This is a genomic window from Pseudomonas fulva NBRC 16637 = DSM 17717 (genome assembly GCF_000730565.1).
Lineage (GTDB): Bacteria > Pseudomonadota > Gammaproteobacteria > Pseudomonadales > Pseudomonadaceae > Aquipseudomonas > Aquipseudomonas fulva.
Genome location: NZ_BBIQ01000018.1, coordinates 42,256 through 59,674, shown reverse-complemented (window position 1 = coordinate 59,674; position 17,419 = coordinate 42,256). Strand labels below are relative to the sequence as shown.

Sequence of the window (17,419 nt, the reverse complement as noted above, 5' to 3'; positions counted from 1 at the left end):
CGGGCCGCTGCCATCAGCCGCCTGGTCCTCTATCAGGAACCGTCGCCGATGGAACACCGTGAGGCGCTGATCGCGCTGCGCACCTTTCTCTCTTCCCAGATCCTTGGCCAGGAAAAGCTGGTCGAGCGGCTGCTGATCGTGCTGTTGGCCGATGGCCACATGCTGGTGGAAGGTGCGCCGGGCCTGGCAAAGACCAAGGCCATCAAGGAACTGGCCGAGGGCATCGAGGCGCAATTTCACCGTATCCAGTTCACCCCCGACCTGCTGCCCGCCGACATCACCGGCACCGAGATCTATCGGCCCGAGACCGGGAGCTTCGTGTTCCAGCAGGGGCCGATCTTTCATAACCTGGTGCTGGCGGACGAAATCAACCGGGCGCCGGCGAAGGTGCAATCGGCGCTGCTCGAAGCCATGGCCGAGCGCCAGGTCAGTGTGGGGCGAAGCACCTACGACCTGTCGCCGCTGTTCTTGGTCATGGCCACGCAGAACCCGATCGAGCAGGAAGGCACCTATCCCCTGCCCGAGGCGCAACTCGACCGTTTCCTGATGCATGTCAAGATCGGCTTCCCCGACGCTGCCGTGGAGCGCCGCATCCTGGCCCAGGCTCGCGGCGAGGCGCTGGGCGGTGAGACCAAGCCCGAGCGGCGGGTCAGCCAGCAGGCGATCTTCGCAGCTCGCAAGGAAATCCTCGGCCTGTACATGGCAGACGCGGTGGAGGAGTACCTGGTGCAACTGGTCATGGCCACGCGTACGCCGGCCAAATTCGACAACGAACTGGCCGACTGGATTGCCTATGGCGCCAGCCCGCGCGGCTCGATTTCCCTGGACCGCTGCGCACGGGCCCATGCGTGGCTTGCCGGGCGCGATTTCGTCAGCCCCGAGGACATTCAGGCGGTACTGTTCGACGTGTTGCGCCACCGCATCATCCTGTCGTTCGAAGCCGAGGCGGCGGGGGTCGACCAGGACCGGGTCGTGCAGCGTATCCTCGACGTCGTGGCCGTTGCCTGACCCCATGTCCAGCACCCCGCTGATCGAGCCCGGCATTCGTATCACCCTTGCCGAACTCATCGACATGCGCCACCGCGTGCGCGAAATCCAGCTGTTCTCCAACCCCGGCCAACGTAGCCCGCTGGTGGGCCTGCACCATTCCAAGCTGCGGGGCCGGGGTGTGGACTTCGATCAGGTTCGGGTGTACCAGGCCGGTGACGATGTGCGCAACATCGACTGGCGGGTCACTGCCCGCACCCAGGAGCCTCACACCAAGCTATTTCACGAAGAACGCGAGCGGCCGATCTTCATTCTCGTGGAGCAGAGCCAGCGGCTGTTCTTCGGCTCCGGGCTGGTGTTCAAGTCGGTACTGGCGGCTCAGGCGGCGGCCCTGTTCGGCTGGGCCGCGCTGGGGCACAACGACCGGATCGGGGGGCTGGTGTTCGGTGACAACGATCCCCACGAGATCAAACCCAGGCGCAGCAAGCAAAGCCTGCTGCAACTGCTCAATCGTCTGGCCAAGGTCAACCAGTCGCTGCACACCGAAGGCGTCGCCCAGGCCGATAGCCTTGGCCTTGCGCTGCGCAGGGCGCGTGAAGTATTGAGGCCAGGCAGTCTGGCCATCGTGATTTGCGATGAGCGCTCGCTGACGCCCCAGTGCGAACAACACCTGGCCATGCTCTCGCGACACTGCGACCTGTTGCTGATGCCGGTATCGGACCCGCTGGACCACGCTCTGCCAGCGGCCGGCTTGCTGAGGTTTGCGCAACGGGGCGCGCAGCTGGAGCTGGACACGCTGGACGAAGGGCTGCGCCAGGCCTACCGGCACCAAGCCGAGGCGCGCATCGAGCGCTGGGAATTGATGGCGCAAAAGCTCAGGGTGCTGCTGATGCCACTGACCACGCAAAGCGAGATGATCGAGCAATTGCGCGATTACCTGAGTGCCCAGCGCATGGGCAGCGCCTCGTGAACCCGCTTGACCAGTTGCAGCCATTGATCGCGCCCCCGCCGATCAGCCCCTGGCCACCGGCGCCTGGCTGGTGGCTGCTGTTGGCGTTGTTGCCCGTGCTGGCCTGGGGCCTGTGGCGCGTGCGTCGCTGGCGCCCACGCAAACGGCCCCTACCACGCACCGAGCAGCCGCTCGACCCGGTGCGCGTGGCGGCGCTCGAGGAACTGGCGCGTCTGCCCCGCCCCTACGACAAAGCGCCTGCCGGCGCCTGGCTGCAGCAGATCAATGCCCTGCTCAAACGGCTGTGTCGCAGTCACTACCCCTTGGCCAATAGCCACACGCTAAATGGCCGGCAATGGCTGGCCTTTCTTGACAACCGCTGCCCGGCAGCAGGCCTGACCCGCTGGATGGTGTTGGTCGAAGGGGCCTACAAGCCCGAATGCCGCCTGGACGACAAGGCCATCGCCGGGCTTAGCCAGGCGGTGGAAACCTGGATTCGCAAGCATGTTTGAACTGGCCTGGCCGTGGATATTCGCCTTGCTGCCCCTGCCTTGGCTGGCACGGCTCGTGCTGCCTGCCGCCGACAGTGGAGAGCCTGTCCTCAAAGTCGGCTTCCTGCAAGAGCTTGAAAGCCTGGCGGGGCGCCGCGCCCGCCTGAACCTGCCGACCTGGCGCCAGCAGGCCCCGTTCGTCGTGATCTGGCTGCTGTTGCTGTGCGCCGCCGCTCGCCCCCAATGGCTGGGCGAGCCGATGCCGGTGGCAGCCAGTGGGCGCGACCTGCTGGTGGCAGTGGACGTGTCCGGCTCGATGGACTTCCCGGACATGCAGTGGCAGGGCGAAGACATCAGCCGGCTCGACCTGGTCAAGGCGCTGCTGGGCGACTTCTTGCAGGACCGTGAAGGTGACCGGGTGGGGCTGATCCTGTTCGGCAGCCAAGCCTACCTGCAGGCCCCGCTGACCTTCGACAGGCGCACGGTGCGCACCTTTCTCGATGAAGCCCAGATCGGCATCGCCGGCAAGAACACCGCCATTGGCGATGCCATCGGCCTGGCCGTCAAGCGGCTGCGCCAGCGGCCCTCGCAGAGCCGAGTGCTGGTGCTGATCACCGACGGGGCCAACAATGGCGGGCTGATCCACCCCCTCACCGCCGCCCGTTTGGCCGCTCAGGAGGGCGTGCGCATCTACACCATCGGCATTGGCGCCGATCCGCAAGCCACCGGCACCCCTGGCCTACTGGGCCTGAACCCAAGCCTGGACCTGGATGAAGCGTCCTTGCGCGAAATCGCCGAGACCACCCAGGGCGCGTACTTCCGCGCCCATGATGGCGCCGAACTCGATGCCATCGGTGACACGCTTGACCGGCTTGAACCGGTGGCGCAACAGCCGACCCAGGCGCGTACGGCAAAGGCCTTGTATGCCTGGCCACTGGCCTTGGCGCTGCTGCTGAGCGTGCTGCTGGTGATCAGCGTGCAGTGGCCGGACAACCCGCTGCAACGACAATTGCGCAAGCCGCGCTTTCTGCAACCGCACCCACAATGGCGGCAGCGCCTCAAACGCCTGCGCCTGAGGAGGCCGCGATGATCGATCTATGGCCCCAATGGTTGCGCCCGCTGTGGTTGCTGAGCATTCCCGTGCTCGGCTGGTTGCTGTTCAAGCTTTGGCACCGGCGCAGGCGCGCCGGGCGCTGGCAAATGATCCTGCCCCCGGCCTTCCATAACGTGCTGCTCGGTGGCGGCAGTGGCAACACCAGCAAGCTACCCTGGATAGCCCTGGGCCTTGCCTGGCTGCTGGTGGTGCTGGCCCTGCTGGGCCCGAGCTGGCAACGCGTGGAGGAAAGCCGCCAGCGGCCTGCCGATCCTCTGGTCATCCTGCTGGAACTGACCCCGCAGATGCTGGCCGAGGACAGCCCGCCCAATCGTCTTGAGCAGGCGCGTCGCAAGATACTCGACGTACTCGAGCACCGCCGTGACAGCCAGACCGCACTGGTGGTCTACGCAGGGTCGGCGCATACCCTGGTGCCGCTGTCCGACGACCTGGCCACAACACGCAACCTGCTCGAAGCACTCGACCCCTCGATCATGCCCAAGCCCGGCCAGCGGGCAGACCTTGCCGTGCACAAGGGCCTGGCCCTGCTCGCCCAGAGCGGCCTTGGCCAGGGCCGACTGCTGCTGGTCGGGTCCTCGCTCAGCGCCGCCGAGCGCCAAGGCATCAGCCAGGCCCTGGGTCGCCATGGCCCAAGCCTGCTGATGCTGGGCATCGGCAGCCGTGACGGGGCGCCAGTGCGCCAAGCCAACGGGGAATTTCTCAAGGACGACCAGGGCGCGATCCTGTTGCCACGGCTGGACGGCGCGGCGCTCAAAGGCTTCATCAATGGTACTGGCGGGCGTTACCGGCATGCCCGCATCGATGACCTGGACCTGCGCGGCCTAGGGCTATTCGACAACCCGCGCAGCACACGCAGCGAAGGCCAGACCCTGCAACTGGACAGCTGGGCCGACCAAGGCTACTGGTTGCTGATTCCGTTGCTGCTGCTGGCGGCCTGTGCCGGTCGGCGGGGTTGGCTGTTCTGCCTGCCGCTGTTGCTGGCCCTGCCCCAGCCCGGCCAGGCGTTCGAGCTCGACGATCTGTGGCTGCGCCCCGACCAGCAAGGCCAGCGCCTGCTCGAGCAGGGTCGAGCGGCCGAAGCGGCCGGCCGCTTCCGTGACCCGCAATGGCGAGGCATGGCCCTGTACCAGGCGGGTGACTATGCCGGCGCTGCCGAGGCGTTTCTGCAGGTCGACACGGCCGCCGCGCACTACAATCGCGGCAATGCTCTGGCATACAGTGGTGAACTGGAAGCGGCGCTGGACGCGTATGATCAAGCCCTGGAGCGTCAGCCAGACCTGCAGGCGGCGCTGGACAACCAGGCACTGGTCGAGCAAATGCTGGCCCAGCGCCAAGGCAAGGCTGCCGAACAGCCCGGCAGCACCGACGCCCAGGATTCGCCTGGTCGTGAAACCGAGGGCAACAGCAGCGCGCAAGGTAGCCCGGCAGAGCCTGCGCCCGGTTCCGACGAGCAGGCGGGGGACGGCGCCTCGGCCCAAGGCGACGGCGGTGACCAGGGTGCATCTGGCAACCCGCCAGGCGAGGATGACGATGTGGTCGACCCACCCCACGCGCCTGTCACCACCGCGCTCGATGCCGAGCAACGCCAGGCGCTGGAACAATGGCTCCGAGAAATCCCCGACAATCCCGCGCAGTTGCTACGGCGCAAATTCTGGTACGAACAGCAATTGCAACAGGAAACCCCACGATGAGTCGCTGCGGCGTCTTTCTCCTCATGCTGCTCTGGAACGTGCTGGCTCACGCCGAGCCGTCGCTCAAGGCCAGTGTCGACCGTACACGTCTGGAAGCCGGCGAGAGCCTGGAGCTGACCCTCGAAAGCCAGGATGTGACCGAGTTCGGCAAGCCTGACCTGCGGGCACTGGAAGGTGACTTCGAGGTGCGCAGTACCCGGCAGTTGAACAGCCTGCACACCCTCGATGGCGAGACCCGCGCCAGCACCCGCTGGATCATCACGCTCCTGCCCCGGCGCAGCGGCAGCCTGCAGATCCCTGCCCTGCAATTGGGGCAGTCGTTCAGCCAGCCGGTAGACCTGCAAGTGCTGCAAGCCGATGCCAACCGCCAGGACAACGCCCAGGTGTTCATCGAGGCGACCCTGGACAGCACCGATGTCTACGTGCAGGCCCAGGCTGTACTGACCCTGCGCATCTACCATTCGGTTGCGCTGTATGACGACAGCAGCCTCAGCCCGCTGCAACTGGAAAACGCCAAGGTCGAGCCCCTGGGCGAATCGCGCACCTACGAAAAGGAAATTCAGGGTGTGCGCCATGGCGTGATCGAAACGCGCTATGCCGTCTATGCCCAGCAAAGCGGCACCCTGGACATTCCTTCGCTGACCTTCACCGCCACGGCTGCGGCCAATAGCCAGGGCGAGCAGAACGGCAACGGCGCTGCCCGTGCCGGCCGCCAGGTACAGGTAAGCTCTACGCCGCTGCGTCTGACGGTACGGCCCGTCCCGGCCCAGTGGCCGGCCGGGCTGCCCTGGCTGCCCGCGCGTAGCCTGACCCTGGAGGAACGCTGGAGCCCCGATCCTGCCGCCCAGCAGACCCAGATCGGCGATTCGTTGACCCGCACCGTCACCCTGCGCGCCGAAGGGCTGTCCAGCGCTCAGTTGCCGCCAGTGCCGCCCACCGAAGCCAATGGCCTGCGCCGCTACCCCGATCAACCGTTGTTGCGCAACGAGATCAGCGAACGGGGCATGACCGCCACCCGCGAGGAACGCGAGGCGCTCATTCCCACCCACAGCGGCCCGCTGGCCTTGCCTGCGCTGGAAGTGACATGGTGGAACACCCGCGAAGATCACCTCGAGCACAGTGGCCTGCCTGCACGCTCGATCACCGTGCAGGACAACCCTGCCCTGGTGGCCGAGGCCCCGGTGGTGGGCAATGGCAGCAGCACACTGCTGTGGCCTTGGCAGCTGGCGACCCTGGTGCTTGCGTTGACCACGCTGCTGGGCTTCACCCTGTGGTGGCGCGCCCGTTCGCAGCCAGCGGTGCTGCGTGCGGCGCAGACAGGGCCGAGCCCGCGCACCCTGCTGGACGACCTCAAGCGCGCCTGCCTGGCCAACGACCCCCAGGCCACGCGCCAGGCCCTGGATGCCTGGGCGCGGCAACAGCCGCAGACCCTGGCCGAGATGGCGGCGCGCTTCGTACCCCTGTCCGACGCCCTGGATGGGTTGAACGGCGCGCTGTACAGCGAAAGCGGCCAGCACTGGCAAGGTGAAGACCTGTGGCGGGCGATCGGCACCATTCCACCGGCCGAACAGGTGCTGCTGCCCACCGGCGAGAGCGCCAGCCTGCCACCGCTGTATCCCAAGTGAGCATGTGGCGGCGCGTCATCGACCGGGTTCGCGCCGTGTACCGACCGGCTTTACCGGCCCGCACAGCGCCGCGCCCATGGGGTACCATAACGCCCTTGCCCGCTCGCCCGACTTCATACCCACAGGTCATCCATGCGTCTGTTTCACACTTCCGATTGGCACCTAGGCCAAAGTCTCCATGGCCAGGAACGCGACTTCGAACACGCCTGCTTCCTCGAGTGGTTGCTCGGCCAGCTGCACCTGCGCCAGCCTGATGCGCTGTTGATCGCAGGCGACGTCTTCGACACCGTCAACCCGCCGGTCAAAGCCCAGGAGCGCTTGTACGATTTCATCGTCAGGGCCCACGAACAGCAGCCGAAACTCGACATCGTGATGATCGCCGGCAACCACGACTCCGGCTCGCGCATCGAGCTGCCTGCACCCTTGATGCGCCGCCTGCGCACCCATGCACTGGGCCGTGTGCACTGGCTGGACGATGGACAACTGGATGTCGAGCGGCTGCTGATTCCGCTGACCAACGCGCGCGGCAAGGTGACCGCCTGGTGCCTGGCCTTGCCGTTCCTGCGGCCGGCGGAGGTGACCGGCCTGCAACTGGGCGACGACTACCTGCAAGGCATCACCCGGGTCCACCAGCAACTGATCGCCGCCGCACAGGCCAGGCAGCGCAAGGACCAGGCGCTGATCGCCATCAGCCACGCCCACATGGCCGGCGGTGCGGTCTCCGAAGACTCCGAGCGCAGCCTGATCATCGGCAACGCCGAGGCATTGCCGGCCAAGCTCTTCGACAAAGCCATCAGCTACGTCGCCCTGGGCCACCTGCACAAGCCCCAGAAGGTCAATCGCGAAGAACGGATCCGCTACAGCGGGTCGCCCATCCCGTTGTCGTTTGCCGAGGTGAACTACCCCCACCAGGTGCTGGAAGTCACCTTCGACGGCGCGGCGCTGGCCAGTGTCGAGGCTCGCCCAGTTCCGCGTGCGGTGCCGTTGCAACGCATAGGGCCGGCCCCACTTGACGAGGTCCTGACGCAACTGGCCGACTTACCGGTGGTGGACCTGCTCGATGATCCCAACCGCCAGCCTTGGCTGGAGGTGCGCGTCGTGCTGAACGAGCCGCAGCCCGACCTGCGCCAGCAGATCGAAACCGCCCTGCACGAAAAGGCGGTACGGTTGATTCGCATAGGTGCCGAGTACGCCGGCCGAACGGCCGATGACGAAGGCCCGGCGTTCGTCGAGCTGGCCCAGATGACCCCGCAAGACCTGTTCAGCCGTGCCTGGGCGCAAGCCTATGGCGACCCTGCCGATGAGCAGACGCTGGCCGATTTCGCCCTGCTGCTGCAGGACGTACAGCACGAAGAAGAGCAACCATGAAGATTCTTGCCATTCGCCTGAAGAACCTGGCATCGCTGGCGGGCCCGATCGATATCGACTTCACCCAGGAGCCCCTGGCAGGCGCGGGTCTGTTTGCCATCACCGGCCCCACGGGGGCGGGTAAAAGCACCCTGCTCGACGCGCTGTGCCTGGCGCTGTTCGGTACGGTGCCACGCCTGAATGACATCGGCCGTGAGGCCAAGGTGCCGGACGGCGATGGCGAGATACCCACCTCGGACCCGCGCAACCTGCTGCGCCGCGGTACCGGCAGTGGCTTTGCCGAGGTGGATTTCGTCGGCGTGGACGGGCGCCGCTACCGGGCGCGCTGGGAAGCGAACCGCGCCCGCGAGAAGGCCAATGGCAAACTCCAGCTCAGCCGCCAGAGCTTCTACGACCTGGACAGCGAGCAGGTGCTGGGCAGCGGCAAGAACGAATACAAGCAGCTGATCGAGACGCGCCTGGGCCTTAACTTCGAACAGTTCACCCGCGCCGTGATGCTGGCGCAAAGCGAGTTCAGCGCGTTTCTCAAGGCCGACGACCGCGAGCGCAGCGAACTGCTGGAGAAACTGACCAACACCTCGATCTATTCGCGGCTGGGCCAACGGGCGTTTGCCCGAGCCCGCGAGGCCGGCGAGGCGCATGCCGCCTTGAAAGAGCGAGCTAGCCACCTGTTGCCCATGCCAGTAGACGCCCGCGCCGAACTGGACCAACGCCTGGAACAGGCGCAGCACCAGCTCAAAGCCGACCAGGCTGGCGAGCGACAGCTGGAGCAGCAACGCAGCGGGTTGATCGAGCAGGAGCAGCTTCAAGCCCAGCACGCGCAGGCCCGCACTGCCCTGGAGGCTGCCGAGCAGGACTGGCAAGCCTTGGCCGAGCCGCGCCTGGACCTGGCGCGCCTTGAGCGTCTTGCCCCGCAGCGCCATCAGTTTCACCGCCAGCAGGCACTGGCAGCGCAGCGCGCGCCGATCACCGCCAAACTTGACGAACACACCCGGCAGCTCGCCGAGCTGCAGCAGCGTACGGCCGAGCAGCAGCAGGCGCTGGAAACAGCCCGTCTTGCGTTGACCGCCGCCCAGGCCGCCCATAGCGACGCCGGTCCCTTGCTGCGTCAAGCCTTCACGGCCCAGGACAACTTGGCCCGGCTCGATCAGCAACTGGCCGTCCAGCGCAGCGACAGCCAGCAGGCCGAACATCAGGTGGCTGAGGCCCAACAGCAGTTGCAGCAACTGCACGCCAGCCAAGAACGCAGTCAACAGCAACTGGCCCAGATCGACACGGCGTTGGCCCACAGCCAGCACCTGGCCGGGCTGGCCAGCGCGTGGCATGCCTATCTGCCGCAGCTCAAGCAGGTGATGCTGATCGGCGGCCGCCTGGGCAAAGGCCGCGAGGAACTGCCCGGCCTGCAGGCTCAAGCCAGCCAGGCCACTGCGCACCTTCAGGCCGAACGCGACGCCCATGACGCCCTGTTCCGGGAAGCCAAGGCGCAGCCCGACGCCCTGGCAGAACAAATCGACCTGCTCGGCAGCATGCTGCAGGACAACCGCAAGCAGCATCGCGCCGTGGAGCAATTGACGCTTGTACACGCCCGCGTGCTTGAGTTGCATCAGCAACAGGCCACCCTGCGTGAACGTCAGCAGCAAGCCATGGTCGAGCGCCAGCGCCTGATCGGCGAAGGCACGGCCGCCAAGGCTGAGCTGGAAAGCGCCGAGCAGGCACTGAACCTGACGCGCCAACTGCTGGAGCGCCAGCGGCTGGCCCGCAACACCACGGTCCAAGCCCTGCGTGAGCAACTGCGGGGCGGCGAGCCCTGCCCGGTGTGCGGCAGCGCCGAACACCCGTTCCACCAACCCGAGGTGTTGCTGCAAAGCCTGGGCGAACATGACCAGGCCGAAGAAGCGGCTGCCCAGCGTCAGGTCACAGCGCTCAATACGCGCCTGGTGGAACTGCGCACCCAGCTAGGGGTGGTCAATGCCCAGCTCAAGGACTATCAGCAACAGCTGCCGGTATTGGACGAACACTTGCAGCCTTTGGTCGCGCAGCTTCATGAGCACGCCCTCTGGCCTGCATTGGCACCCCAGGACGATCATGCCCGCAGCAGCTGGCTCGACGGCCAACTACGGCGCCTGGATACCGAAATCGGCAACGACGAGACGCGCCAGCGGGCCTTGCTCACCCTGCAAAAAGAGGCCGCTCGCCTCAACCAGCAGCTGCAAGCCGCCCAGGACGCGCACCAACAAGCGCAGCGCCATCTGGAGCAACAGCACCTGGCACTGGAAAACGACGAGCGCCTCCTTCAGCAAGGGCTCGCGGACTTGGCCGGGGTACTGCCCGACGAAGCGCTCAAGGCCCTGCAAGACGATCCGGCCAATGCGTTTCTTGCCCTCGACCAACAGATCGCCCAGCGCCTGCACCAGCTCGACCAACGCAACGATGAGCTGGAAGAACAGCAAGCCCGCCAGGTCCAGCTGGACAAACTGCACGATCAACACCAGGTGCGTGTGCAACGCCTCGCGCAGCTTGGTGAGCAGCTCAGAGCCTTGGAGGAGCAGCGCCAGCACGCAATGGCCATGCTCGCGCAATTACTGGGCGAGCACATCAGTGCCGAGGCCTGGCAACAGCACATGGACACCGCGCTGGAGCACGCGCGCGCGGTCGAGGCGGACCTCGCCCAGCGCCTGCAAGGCTTGCATACCCAGGCTGTGCAAGTGGCCGGTGAGCTCAAGGCCAGCACCGAGCAGTTGCAGGCGCTGGAGCAAGAAGCCAGGCAGCTGCATGATCAGATCGCCCAGTGGCGCGACGCGCACCCGGAGCTGGACGATACAGGGCTCGATCGCCTGCTGGCCATGGACGACACTCAGGTCGGTGAACTGCGCCAGCGCCTGCAGGGCGCTGAAAAAACCCTCGAGCAGAGCCGTGTGCTGCTTCAGGAACGCGAGCAGCGCCTGCACCAGCACGCGGCGCTGATCACGCTGGACACTTCGGTCCAGGCTGTGGACCAGGCGCTGCTCGAACTGCGTGAGCGTCTGGTCGTTCACGAGCAGACCTGCGCCGAGCTGCGGGCCCAACAGGCGGATGACCAGCGGCGACAGCACGCCTCGCAGGCCCTGGCCGAGCAGATGGAGCAAGCCCGACAGCAGTGGCAGCGCTGGGCGCGGCTCAGTGGTCTAATCGGCTCGGCTTCGGGGGACGTGTTCCGCAAGATCGCCCAGGGCTACAACCTCGATCTGCTGCTGCACCATGCCAACGCTCAGCTGCGTCAACTGGCGCGGCGCTATCGGCTCAAGCGCGGCGGCAGTGCGCTGGGGTTACTGGTACTGGACACCGAAATGGGCGATGAACTGCGCTCGGTGCACTCGCTGTCAGGCGGTGAGACCTTCCTGGTTTCCCTGGCCCTGGCCCTGGGGCTTGCCTCGATGGCATCGAGCACCTTGCGCATCGAGTCGCTGTTCATCGACGAAGGCTTCGGCAGCCTCGATCCCGAGTCCTTGCAACTGGCCATGGATGCGTTGGACGGCTTGCAGGCCCAAGGTCGCAAAGTGGCTGTGATTTCCCACGTGCAGGAAATGCATGAACGCATACCGGTGCAGATTCAAGTCCGGCGCCTGGGCAACGGCTTGAGTGACGTTGAGGTGTGCGGTTGATCCTCTATTCGTTTCGCCGCTGCCCTTGGGCCATGCGTGCCCGGCTTGCGTTGCGCTATGCCGGCTGCGAGGTGACCGTGCAGGAGGTGGCCATGAAGCACAAACCCGCCGCCCTGCTGGCACTGTCACCCAAGGGCACCGTCCCGGTGCTGGACACCGGAGATCAGGTAATCGATGAAAGCCTGGATATCATGCGCTGGGCACTGGCGCAGAACGACCCGCAAGACTGGCGCCTGTCGAGCTCGCCCGAAGCGGCGCAGCAAGCCGATGCACTGATCGCCGTGAACGACACCACCTTCAAGGCCCAGGTGAACCTGTACAAGTATGCCGAGCGGTATCCCCAGCAGTCACAGCACGACTACCGCGACGCTACGCACCCCTGGCTGGAGCATCTGGAGCACCTGCTGCAAAACCGCCCCTACCTGTTGGCCGATCACCCGAGCATCGCTGATGCCGCCCTGTTGCCGCTGATCCGGCAGTTTGCCGCAGTCCAGCCCGACTGGTTTGCCACAGCCCCCTATCCGAGGGTTCGTGGTTGGCTGCAAGGCTGGTTGGCCTCGGACGTGTTCAAGGCCATTATGGCCAAGTGATTCAAGCGCCGTACCGCTTGAACGTCATCGTATGAACTTCAGGTCCGACGGTGCCGGCTGATCGAAGGTCTGTACCGTTTCCCCCAGCTTGCCCGTGAGCGGATCGCGGCGCATGACCTTGATCTGGTTGCTCTTCTGATTGGCAACCAGCAGGAACTTGTCAGTGGGGTCCAGCGCGAATTCACGGGGGTGGTCACCTTCGACCGAGCGACGTTGCACCAACGCCAACCGTCCATCCTGCTTGCCCACGCTGAACACGACGATCTCATTGGCCGTGCCGCGGTTGCTGACGTACAGAAAGCGACCGTCCGCCGACAGGTGCAGGCCCGCGCCTGCCTTGGCAGCCGCCTCCTGGCGTTCGGTCAATGGCAGACGCTGACGTTCGATCAGGTTGCCCTCCTGGATATCGAACACCACCACTTCGGCATGCATTTCCAAGGTCAGGTAGGCATGTTTGCCGCTGGCGTCGAACAGCAAATGCCGTGGCCCACTGCCCGCAGGCAACGACACCGAGGCAGGCTGGGACGGGGTCAGTGGCTTTTTCGTGCTCGCCCCGTCGTAGCGGTAGACGAACACCTTGTCTGCACCCAGGTCGCTGGCATAGACATGCTGGCCGTCTGGAGACGGCACCACCGAATGGACATGGGCACTGGCCTGCCGCTCGGGGTTGACCCCACTGGCTTGATGACGCACCTGCTGGACCACCGACTGCAAGGCGCCTTGCCTGTCGACTGGCAACACCGAAAGGCCGCCGCCTGGGTCGGGGTCGACCGCGTAGTTGGCCACGAACAGATAACGCTGGTCCTGGCTGAGGCTGGCGTGGGTCGGCTCGTCGCCCTGGCTGGGCTTTTGATCGAGCAGGCGTACACTCCCATCGCTGGCAATGTTGAATGCGCTGACGTGACCGTCTGCGGTTTCATTGACGGCAAACAGCAGGCGCTTGTCTTCGGAAAGCACCAGCCACGAGGGGCTGACGCTCTCTACCACCTGCAGCGGTTCGGGGCGGATTGTGCCGGCTTCGCTGTCGAAGGCGTAGCGGTAGATGCCTTGGCTGGCACCGTCTGTGTAGGTGCCAACCAGCAGAGTGGCAGCCTGGGCAGTGTAGGTCAGGGTCATGCAGCTAGCGGTCAGCAGAGTCTTCCAGGTCCGGTTCATGGTCTTCTTCTTCCGGTGCGCGAAATGCATCCAGACAGATCAGTCGGTGCTCACCTTCGGCAGTGCAGATGCGCCAGTCGTTCACTTCTTTACTGGCCGCATCGACCTGCGCGGCGGTGAATACCCAACGCCGCAGTTGGCGGCCGTCCATACATTCGATGGCAAGGCCCTGCTCGTCGCAGGTGAAATCGAACGCGTGAAGGCCGTCTATCAGAAGCATGTCGCAGTGTTGCAAGGCGCTGGCAAGTGGTGACATGGGGGTACCTGTACGGGACATTGCATGTGGAAAAGCCCTGCATTATACCCCCATGGCCGCGCAACGCCCGGTCGTTTCAATGGGCGAAAATCGAGCCCCCCGCCTTGCCTGCCATCTTCTCGGGCTTGATCAGGAACCGCGCCAGCGCCGGCAGTAGCCACAGCGCACCGAACATGTTCCACAACAGCATGAAGGTCAGCATCAGGCCCATGTCCGCCTGGAACTTGATCGCCGAGAAGATCCAGGTACATACCCCGATGGCCAGGCACAGGCCGGTGAACAGCACCGCCTTGCCGGTGGAGCGCAGCGTCTGGTAATAGGCTTCCTGCAGCGGCAACCCGGCGCGCAGGAAGCTCTCCAGACGGCTGTAGATGTAGATGCCGTAGTCCACGCCAATGCCTACCCCCAGCGCAACCACCGGCAGCGTCGCCACCTTGACACCGATGCCCATGTACGCCATCAGCGCGTTGCCCAGCACGGAGGTCAACACCAAGGGCAGCACGATGCACAGGGTCGCGGCGAAGGAACGGAAGGTGATCAGGCACATGACTGCCACGCACAGGTACACCAGGATCAGAATGGTCAATTCGGCCGACTTGATCACCTCGTTGGTGGCCGCTTCGATACCGGCGTTGCCGGCAGCCAGCAGGAACTGCAAGCCTTCTCTGTCGTGGCTGTCGGCAAACGCCTTGGCAGCGGCCGTCACCCGCTCGAGGGTCTCGGCCTTGTGGTCATTGAGAAACACCAGCACCGGGGCCAGCGAGCAATCGCCGTTGTACAGGCCATCGGCCCGTGCGATGGAGTTGTTCAGGACATCGGGGTTGCGCGAGAGGGTTTCCCACTTGAGGCTACCCTCGTTCATGCCCTTGATCACCTGTTTGGACACGCTGACCAGGGAAATGGCCGACTGCACACCCGGCGTGTTTTCCATGGTCCACATCAGCTCGTCGATCGGCGCCAGGGTCGAATGCACCGAACACTGCTCGGCGGCCGTCTTGACCATGATCACCAGCACATCGGAACTGGTGGAATAGTTGCTGATGATGAAGTTGTTGTCCTGGTTGTAGCGCGAGTCGGGCCGCAGCTCCGGTGCGCCCTGGTCGAGGTCGCCGATCTTCAGGTTCTGGCTGTACCACAGCCCCCCGGCGAAGGCGACCAGGGCCAGGGCGATGGAAACCGGCGCCACTCTGGGGCTGGCAAAGCGCGACAGCATCCGCCAGAACGGGTGCTCGCGGGTGGCGTCGCGCTTGCTGCGCTCGATGGCCTTCTTGCTGATACCCACATAGGAAATGGCCACCGGCAGCAGAATCAGGTTGGTGAAGACGATCACCGCGACGCCGATGGATGCACCGATGGCAAGTTCGCGGATCACGCCGATGTCGATGATCAACAGGGTGATGAAGCCCACGGCATCGGCGAGAATGGCGATCATGCCTGGCAGGAACAGTTGCCGGAACGTGCGCCTGGCCGCCGTCAGGGCGTTGTCTGCATCGCTCGATTGCAGGGCAATGCCGTTGATTTTCTGCACACCGTGGGAAATGCCGATGGCAAAGATCAGGAACGGCACCAGCATCGAATACGGATCCAGGCCGAAGCCGACCGCATGCATCAGCCCCAGTTGCCACACCACCGCCACCAATGTGGTAATGAGCACCGCGATGGTGCTGCGGATGCACCAGGTGAACCAGTACAGCAGCACCCAGGTGATCAGCAGGGCGATGCCGAAGAACATCACCACCATGACCAGCCCGTCGATGAGGTCACCGACCTTCTTCGCGAACCCGACGATATGCACCTTCACATTGGGGTTCTGAGCCTGGAACTTGTCGCGAATCTTTTCTTCGAGCAAGTGGGAGAACTGCTGGTAGTCGAGCTTGACCACCCGCCCTGGGTCCTGTGAGTCGGGGTAACTTTCCAGCAGTGGCACGTCGATGATGCTGGATTTGAAGTTGTTGCCCACCAGCCGCCCTATCTGCCCGGACCGCAGCACGTTGTCGCGCAGGGTATCGAGGCTGGCCTGCGAGCCGTCGTAGGTGTTGGGAATCACCTCGCCACCGGAGAACCCCTCCTCGGTGACTTCGCTCCAGCGCACGCTCGGGCTCCACAGCGACTTGAGCCCGGCCCGATCGACGCCTGGGATGTAGAACACCTCGTCGTGGATCTGGCGCAGGGTCTCCATGTAGTTTTTGTCGAAGATGTCGCCATTGACCGCCTCGACCGAGATGCGCACGGTGTTGCCCAGGTTGGCCAAGTCGTTGCGGTGCTCCATCATCTGTTCGATGAACGGATGCTGCAACGGGATCATTTTCTCGAAGCTGGTGGAGGGGCGAATTTGCGTGGCCTGCCAGAACAGGAAGAGGCTGACCAACACACAGAGGATGATGACCGCCGGCCGATTGTTGAAGATCAGGCGTTCGAGCAGTGTGGCTTTGTCCTGATGATGCGGCTGCATGGGAATGTGCTCCTGGCTGCTCATGGCTGTGCCTCACTGCCGGCGGCATCGAGCCCCTTGGCATTGGCGATGTGGGCGCCGCCCTGCCCTACCAGCAGTAGCTCGCCGTTGGGCAGGCCGCTGACGCCGGACAGGGCGATGCGGTCCGGGCGGTTGTGGACGCTGAAGGTCTGGCCGGCATCGGTGCTGCGCAACACGCTGCCGCCGTTGCCGACCACCACGACGGTGCCGTCATCGAGCAAGGTGGCACCGGCCAGGCCGAATTCGAGCTCGCCTCGCGCAGCCTGCAAGGGGATCGATTGCCAGGTGTCGCCGAAGTCGGTGGAGCGCAGCAGGTTGCCGCGCAAGCCGAACGCCAGCAGGGTACGCGCCTGGGCAGTGCCGATCACGCCGAACAGCGACCCCTGGTAAGGCCCTTCCACTTTCTGCCAGTGCTGCCCGTTGTCCTCGGAGCGGTACATGCTGCCCTGCTCCCCGACGATGAACAAACCAGCGTCACGCACCTGGGTGATGGCATTGAGGTGCAACTGGTCGGGGTTGTCGAGGCGCTCGGCCACGTCCTGCCAATGCTGGCCCCCGTCCGTGGTTTCGAGCAAGGCGCCGTAGGCGCCGACGGCCAGGCCGTGCTGGGCATCGAGGAACACAATGTCGAGCAAGGGCGCTTCGCGCGACACGTCTTCGAACTGCTTGCTCCAGGTCGCCCCGCCGTCGCCGGTGGCGAGGATCTGCGCATCGTGGCCCACGGCCCAACCGCGCTTGTCATCAAGGAAAAAGACAGCCGTCAGCAACTGGCGGGTTGGCACGCGGGCCTGAGTCCAGGTGCTGCCCTGGTCATCGGAGAACAGGATATGGCCACGGTCGCCGACCACGACCACGCGCGTGCCCGCATGGGCAGCGTCGATCAACAGCCTTTGACTGGCTTTGGCCGATTCGGTGGAGTATTCATCGGCTGACGCAGCCTGCGCGCCTTGCCATCCACTCAGTGCAAGGGTGAGCACTGCTGCGGCCGCCATCGGCCATCCAGCGCGCCTGCTCCAATTCCTCATGACTGCCCCCGATTGTATTTTTGTTGGGTGGGTCAATACCTTGCAGAAACGCAC

13 protein-coding genes are annotated in these 17,419 nt (G+C 65.0%); 9 read left to right on the top strand and 4 right to left on the bottom strand.

Annotation, left to right across the window (positions count from 1 at the left end; translation table 11 throughout):
• Positions 1–48 precede the first annotated feature (48 nt).
• The 9 genes from PFU01S_RS17045 (at position 49) to PFU01S_RS17005 (ending at position 12,456) form a co-directional block, all read left to right on the top strand.
• Positions 49–1,008, top strand: a complete 960-nt coding sequence (locus PFU01S_RS17045; protein ID WP_023533720.1) for an AAA family ATPase — start codon at positions 49–51, stop codon at positions 1,006–1,008.
• A gap of 4 nt (positions 1,009–1,012) precedes the next feature.
• Positions 1,013–1,957, top strand: a complete 945-nt coding sequence (locus tag PFU01S_RS17040) for a DUF58 domain-containing protein (protein WP_027916525.1) — start codon at positions 1,013–1,015, stop codon at positions 1,955–1,957.
• A complete protein-coding gene (locus PFU01S_RS17035) occupies positions 1,954–2,448 on the top strand; it encodes a DUF4381 domain-containing protein (RefSeq protein ID WP_027916524.1) in 495 nt (164 codons plus the stop codon). The genes PFU01S_RS17040 and PFU01S_RS17035 overlap by 4 nt, the downstream gene beginning before the upstream one ends.
• Positions 2,441–3,517 carry a vWA domain-containing protein gene (locus PFU01S_RS17030; protein WP_027916523.1) on the top strand — a complete coding sequence of 359 codons (1,077 nt, stop codon included), beginning with the start codon at positions 2,441–2,443 and terminating at the stop codon, positions 3,515–3,517. Before PFU01S_RS17035 ends, PFU01S_RS17030 begins: the two co-directional genes overlap by 8 nt.
• Positions 3,514–5,232: a tetratricopeptide repeat protein gene (locus PFU01S_RS17025; protein WP_027916522.1), complete on the top strand. Its 1,719-nt coding sequence runs from the start codon at positions 3,514–3,516 to the stop codon at positions 5,230–5,232. Before PFU01S_RS17030 ends, PFU01S_RS17025 begins: the two co-directional genes overlap by 4 nt.
• The gene (locus PFU01S_RS17020) at positions 5,229–6,857 is read left to right on the top strand and encodes a BatD family protein (RefSeq protein ID WP_027916521.1); all 1,629 of its coding nucleotides are present in this window, start codon (positions 5,229–5,231) and stop codon (positions 6,855–6,857) included. Before PFU01S_RS17025 ends, PFU01S_RS17020 begins: the two co-directional genes overlap by 4 nt.
• A 132-nt stretch (positions 6,858–6,989) precedes the next feature.
• A complete protein-coding gene (locus tag PFU01S_RS17015) occupies positions 6,990–8,225 on the top strand; it encodes an exonuclease SbcCD subunit D C-terminal domain-containing protein (RefSeq protein ID WP_028688152.1) in 1,236 nt (411 codons plus the stop codon).
• Entirely contained in the window at positions 8,222–11,866 is a 3,645-nt protein-coding gene (locus tag PFU01S_RS17010; RefSeq protein WP_028688151.1) for an AAA family ATPase, read from the top strand. Before PFU01S_RS17015 ends, PFU01S_RS17010 begins: the two co-directional genes overlap by 4 nt.
• Positions 11,863–12,456 (top strand): glutathione S-transferase, encoded by a 594-nt coding sequence (locus tag PFU01S_RS17005; RefSeq protein WP_028688150.1) that lies wholly within the window; start codon positions 11,863–11,865, stop codon positions 12,454–12,456. The genes PFU01S_RS17010 and PFU01S_RS17005 overlap by 4 nt, the downstream gene beginning before the upstream one ends.
• Positions 12,457–12,480: 24 nt before the next feature.
• Here PFU01S_RS17005 and PFU01S_RS17000 read toward each other — a convergent pair whose 3' ends face one another.
• The 4 genes from PFU01S_RS17000 to PFU01S_RS16985 form a co-directional block, all read right to left on the bottom strand.
• On the bottom strand, positions 12,481–13,611 hold the full coding sequence (locus PFU01S_RS17000) for a lactonase family protein (protein ID WP_028688149.1): 1,131 nt from the start codon (positions 13,609–13,611) through the stop codon (positions 12,481–12,483).
• Positions 13,577–13,867, bottom strand: a complete 291-nt coding sequence (locus tag PFU01S_RS16995) for a DUF5629 family protein (protein ID WP_027916516.1) — start codon at positions 13,865–13,867, stop codon at positions 13,577–13,579. The genes PFU01S_RS17000 and PFU01S_RS16995 overlap by 35 nt, the downstream gene beginning before the upstream one ends.
• Positions 13,868–13,943: 76 nt before the next feature.
• A complete protein-coding gene (locus PFU01S_RS16990; RefSeq protein WP_028688148.1) occupies positions 13,944–16,319 on the bottom strand; it encodes an efflux RND transporter permease subunit in 2,376 nt (791 codons plus the stop codon).
• A gap of 20 nt (positions 16,320–16,339) precedes the next feature.
• Complete coding sequence (locus PFU01S_RS16985; protein ID WP_027916514.1) at positions 16,340–17,365, bottom strand: WD40/YVTN/BNR-like repeat-containing protein; 1,026 nt, start codon at positions 17,363–17,365, stop codon at positions 16,340–16,342.
• Between the last annotated feature and the right edge of the window lie 54 nt (positions 17,366–17,419).

Excerpts from the sequence above, each read along its gene's own strand:
- PFU01S_RS16985 (WP_027916514.1), bottom strand. The coding sequence starts at position 17,365 with ATGAGGAATTGGAGCAGGCGCGCTGGATGGCCGATGGCGGCCGCAGCA.
- PFU01S_RS17025 (WP_027916522.1), top strand. The coding sequence starts at position 3,514 with ATGATCGATCTATGGCCCCAATGGTTGCGCCCGCTGTGGTTGCTGAGC.
- PFU01S_RS17040 (WP_027916525.1), top strand. The coding sequence starts at position 1,013 with ATGTCCAGCACCCCGCTGATCGAGCCCGGCATTCGTATCACCCTTGCC.
- PFU01S_RS17030 (WP_027916523.1), top strand. The coding sequence starts at position 2,441 with ATGTTTGAACTGGCCTGGCCGTGGATATTCGCCTTGCTGCCCCTGCCT.
- PFU01S_RS17010 (WP_028688151.1), top strand. The coding sequence starts at position 8,222 with ATGAAGATTCTTGCCATTCGCCTGAAGAACCTGGCATCGCTGGCGGGC.
- PFU01S_RS17045 (WP_023533720.1), top strand. The coding sequence starts at position 49 with ATGGAACACCGTGAGGCGCTGATCGCGCTGCGCACCTTTCTCTCTTCC.
- PFU01S_RS17015 (WP_028688152.1), top strand. The coding sequence starts at position 6,990 with ATGCGTCTGTTTCACACTTCCGATTGGCACCTAGGCCAAAGTCTCCAT.
- PFU01S_RS17020 (WP_027916521.1), top strand. The coding sequence starts at position 5,229 with ATGAGTCGCTGCGGCGTCTTTCTCCTCATGCTGCTCTGGAACGTGCTG.
- PFU01S_RS17000 (WP_028688149.1), bottom strand. The coding sequence starts at position 13,611 with ATGAACCGGACCTGGAAGACTCTGCTGACCGCTAGCTGCATGACCCTG.
- PFU01S_RS16990 (WP_028688148.1), bottom strand. The coding sequence starts at position 16,319 with ATGCAGCCGCATCATCAGGACAAAGCCACACTGCTCGAACGCCTGATC.
- PFU01S_RS16995 (WP_027916516.1), bottom strand. The coding sequence starts at position 13,867 with ATGTCACCACTTGCCAGCGCCTTGCAACACTGCGACATGCTTCTGATA.